The following is a 4,085-nucleotide window of genomic DNA, read 5'->3' on the forward strand; positions in this document are numbered from 1 at the left end:
ACAAGCTCTGCGCGTCCAAGGTTCCGGATGCACAAGCGGCTTATGAAAGCGCCAACACGCTGAACTCGACCATCCTGGCCGGCACCAATTTCGTGCTGCACTCGGCCGGCTGGCTCGAGGGCGGGCTGGCCTCCTGCTACGAAAAGTTCATGATGGACATCGACCAGCTCGGCATGACGCAGAAATTCTCCGAAGGCGTCGACCTGTCGGAAAACGGCCAGGCGATGGACGCCATCCGCCAGGTCGGGCCGGGCAGCCACTATCTCGGCTGCGACCACACCCAGGCCAATTTCCAGACCGCCTTCTACCGCTCCAACATCGCCGACAACAATTCCTACGAGCAGTGGCTGGCCGAAGGCGAGAAGACAGCGCCGCAGCGCGCCAACGAACTCGCCCGCCGCTGGCTGGAAAGCTATGAGGCGCCGCATCTCGATCCGAGCATCGACGAAGCGTTGAAGGACTTCATCGCCAAGAAGAAGGGGTCGATGCCCGACGCCTTCACTTGAAAGGAGCCCGAGTCAGGCGGGGCTAAAGTCGCCAACATCATCCACAAGGAAGTCTGGCGGAGCGCGTTCTCCGATCCGGACAAGAAGGGATGATTACGCCCGCCGGCAGCGTTGACCGCATTGCTGCGGCGCTTCTCGCCAACGGCCTTGTCCTTCGCGGCGGCTTCAATTTTACGCCAAGCGATGTGCCGCCAACGGGATCATCGGGTGCGCCGGCAGCGGCCGTCCTGCTGGTGGGGCAGGCGGGCGCGGCACCCTGGCCGCATTTCCTGCGTTGGTGGGAGCAACAGCCACAGGCAATCGCCAATCCGCTCGACACATGGTCGCGCGAAGTGATCGGCGCCGTGGCGCAGGATTTTGGCGCACGGGCGATTTCTCCGTCGGACAAGCCCTATCTGCCGTTCCAGCAATGGGCAATGCGGGCGGAGGGGCTGAAACTGTCGCCGCTCGGCATCCTCATGCATCCGCGCTACGGGCTATGGCATGCCTACCGCGGTGCGCTGCTGTTCGAGGACGAAATTCCAGTTCAAGTTGCCGAGGCAGCGCCCCACCTTTGCGATAGCTGCGTCGAGAAACCCTGCCTGAAATCCTGCCCGGTCGACGCCTATTCCGCGCAAGGATTCGCTTATCAATCCTGCCTGGCGCATGTGGGGGGAGCGCATGGCGAACCCTGCCGCAGCGGCGGTTGCCTTGATCGCAATGCGTGCCCCTATGGCGCGGGATACCGCTATCCGCCGGAGGTCCAGGCGTTTCACATGGCGAGCTTCGCACGAGCCACCAGCTGATCCGTTCCCATTGCGTGGTGCTCGTTGGCTTCGATGAGCATCTTGACGGCAGCTAGAAGCAGGCCTATTCATCAAGTCATCTGATGACTTATGAATAGGCCTATGCAACCCGCCACCAGAACCAATCTCACCGACAGCGCCACCAGCAGCCTGCGTGCGGAGATCGTCAGCGGCCGCTGGGGCGTCGGCGAGCGCATTCCCAATGAGGCAGCCCTGACCGAGCTTCTGTCGGTCAGCCGCGGCACGGTGCGCGAGGCGGTGCGGGTGCTGGTCTCGCAAGGATTGCTGGATACGCGCCAGGGCTCGGGCACATATGTGCGCTCTACCGTCGATGCCTCTGCCGCGCTCGACCGGGTCAAGCGCACCGGCCTGCGCGATCAGTGGGAGGCGCGGGCGGCGCTCGACCTGGAGGCGGCACGGCTCGCCGCCATGCGCCACACGCCAGCCGATCTTGAGACGATGCGGCAACTGCTTGCCGAACGCGGCACCGTCGCGGGCGGCGGAAGCGATGCCTTCATCCGGCGCGATCTCGCTTTCCACAAATCGGTTGTCGCGGCGTCCGGCAACAAAGCGATGATGGAGCTCTACGACTTCTTCACCGCCGCCATCACCGAGACCATCCATGCCACCATCGACGGCGATCTGCCCGAACCGGACCACCAGGCGCATGCGGCTATCGTCGACGCCATTGCCGCGAGCAATCCCGAGCGCGCCGTTGCCGCCGTTCGCGCCTTCATGGCGCCGGTGCTTGCCCAACTTGAAAGACTGCTTTCGCAATGAACCAGAGTTTTCGTCAGCCTGACCCGACGGCGCAATCCGCCGCCATCGAGGGTCTGGAACTCATCGATGCCGAGGCCGACAGCCTGCCCGTGCCGCAGCCGCCTGAACTGCGCAGCCGTGCGGCGCGCATCGTGCTTGGCGCGAGCCTTGTGCTGATCGCCTTCAGCCTGCGGCCGCTGTTTTCCAGCCTGTCGGTACTGCTGCCCGAGGTGATGCAGGCAACCGGACTGTCGACGACGGGCGCCAGCCTGCTGACGACGCTGCCCGTTCTGTGTCTGGGTCTGTTCGCGCCCTTCGCGCCAAGATTTGCCCAGCGCTATGGAGCCGAGCGCACTTTGCTCGGGGCGCTCATCTTGCTGGTGCTGGGAACCGGCCTGCGCTGGTTCGGTACGGTTCCCCTGCTGTTTGTCGCCACCTTCCTTGCCGGCGGCGCCATTGCCATCGGCAATGTGCTGCTGCCGGGCCTGGTGAAGCGAGATTTCGCCGACAAGGCCGCCGTCATGACCGGGCTCTACACCATGGCGCTCTGTGCCGGCTCGGCGGCCGCCGCCGGCTTCACACTGCCGATCGAGCATTTTGTCACCGGTTCGTGGTCCGGGGCACTTGCTGCCTGGGCGGTGCCTACACTGGTCGTGCTTTTGATCTGGATTCCGCAGGCGCTGGGCAGCCGTCGGCAGGTCAGTCATCGGGGCTTTCGCGTCGTTGGTCTCTGGCGCGATCGCCTGGCTTGGCAGGTGACGCTGTTCATGGGCCTGCAGTCGGCACTTGCCTATTGCATCTTCGGTTGGCTGGCGCCGATCCTGCGCGAGCGTGGCTTCGATGCGGCCACCGCCGGCGCCATGGTTTCGGTGTCTGTCATGGCGCAGGTCATCACCTGCCTCGCCGTGCCGTCCTTCGCGATGCGGCTGAAAGACCAGCGCGGCATCAATGTGGCGCTCGTTGCCACGGCGGTGATCGCGCTGCTCGGCATTCTGTTCGCACCGACCTCGACCGTGCTGTTCTGGGCGATCCTGCAAGGCATCGGGCAGGGCGGCCTGATCGCGGCTGCCATGAGCCTGATCGTGCTGCGTTCGCCGGATTCGCATGTCGCCGCGCATCTTTCAGGTATGGCGCAAGGCGTCGGCTATGTGCTGGCGGCATTCGGCCCGCTGCTGGTGGGCCTGATCCGCGACTGGACCGGCAGTTTTTCGGGAACGGCGTTCCTGTTCGTCGCGCTCGGGCTTGGCGTAGCCATTATGGGGCTCGGTGCCGGCCGCGCGCTGCATGTCGGTGCGCGGACGGTGCGAGAAGGCTAGCAATAGCGTCACGCAATCCCGCACGAAATTTTGACTGCCATGCTCAGGGAGCGCCTTGCCGTATAGGCTTGCGCGGATATGTATCGCGCATCTGTCGAACGGAGCGAGCGATGACGAAACACGACCTTCAGATCAAGACCAGGGATGGTGTTGCCAATGCCGGGCTTTTCCGCTCGGCAAACGCATCTCCTGCCAAGGCCGGCGTCATTCTCTATCAGGACGCCTTTGGTCCGCGGCCGGCGCTCGACAGTATGGCCGAGCGACTGGCGAATGAAGGCTATGCGGTGCTGGTGCCCGACCTGTTCTACCGCAATGCACCCTACGGGCCGTTCGACGCCAAGACCGCCTTCGCCGAGGAAAAGACCAAAATCCCGCTGATGGCGCTGGTCACCGGCACGACGCAGGACATGACCATCAGCGACAGCGGTGCGTTCCTCGATGCGCTTGCTGCCGAGGGTATTACCGGGCCGATCGGCACCATCGGCTATTGCATGGGCGGCGGTCGATCATTGAATGCGGCTGCAACCTATCCCAAACGGATAAAAGCGGCCGCAAGCTTCCATGGCGGCAATCTGGCCGGCGACGCCGCCGACAGCCCGCATCGCAAGGCAGCCTCGATCAAGGCGCGCGTCTATGTCGGCACATCCGGCGTCGACAGGAGTTTCCCGCCGGAACAGTCGGCGCGGCTGGTCGAGGCGCTCAGGGTTGCGGAAGTAGAT

Annotated in this window: 5 protein-coding genes; all 5 read left to right on the forward strand. The window is 64.3% G+C overall.

Translation table 11 applies throughout. The features are described 5' to 3' along the window. Window positions 1–506: trimethylamine methyltransferase family protein (locus EN925_RS25885; RefSeq protein WP_206632919.1), on the forward strand; the 506-nt coding region annotated here is incomplete at its 5' end. An 89-nt stretch (window positions 507–595) separates the two neighbouring features. Next, window positions 596–1,291: a 4Fe-4S dicluster domain-containing protein gene (locus EN925_RS25890; protein WP_127384784.1), complete on the forward strand. Its 696-nt coding sequence runs from the start codon at window positions 596–598 to the stop codon at window positions 1,289–1,291. 102 nt (window positions 1,292–1,393) lie between these two features. Beyond that, window positions 1,394–2,071 (forward strand): FadR/GntR family transcriptional regulator, encoded by a 678-nt coding sequence (locus EN925_RS25895; protein WP_064993722.1) that lies wholly within the window; start codon window positions 1,394–1,396, stop codon window positions 2,069–2,071. Beyond that, window positions 2,068–3,366 (forward strand): MFS transporter, encoded by a 1,299-nt coding sequence (locus tag EN925_RS25900; protein WP_127368725.1) that lies wholly within the window; start codon window positions 2,068–2,070, stop codon window positions 3,364–3,366. The genes EN925_RS25895 and EN925_RS25900 overlap by 4 nt, the downstream gene beginning before the upstream one ends. 110 nt (window positions 3,367–3,476) lie before the next feature. Continuing rightward, the coding region (locus EN925_RS25905) for a dienelactone hydrolase family protein (protein WP_164894384.1) at window positions 3,477–4,085 on the forward strand (609 nt) is incomplete at its 3' end.

Source organism: Mesorhizobium sp. M7A.F.Ca.US.006.04.2.1 (genome assembly GCF_004022915.1).
In the GTDB taxonomy this organism is placed as follows: domain Bacteria; phylum Pseudomonadota; class Alphaproteobacteria; order Rhizobiales; family Rhizobiaceae; genus Mesorhizobium; species Mesorhizobium ciceri.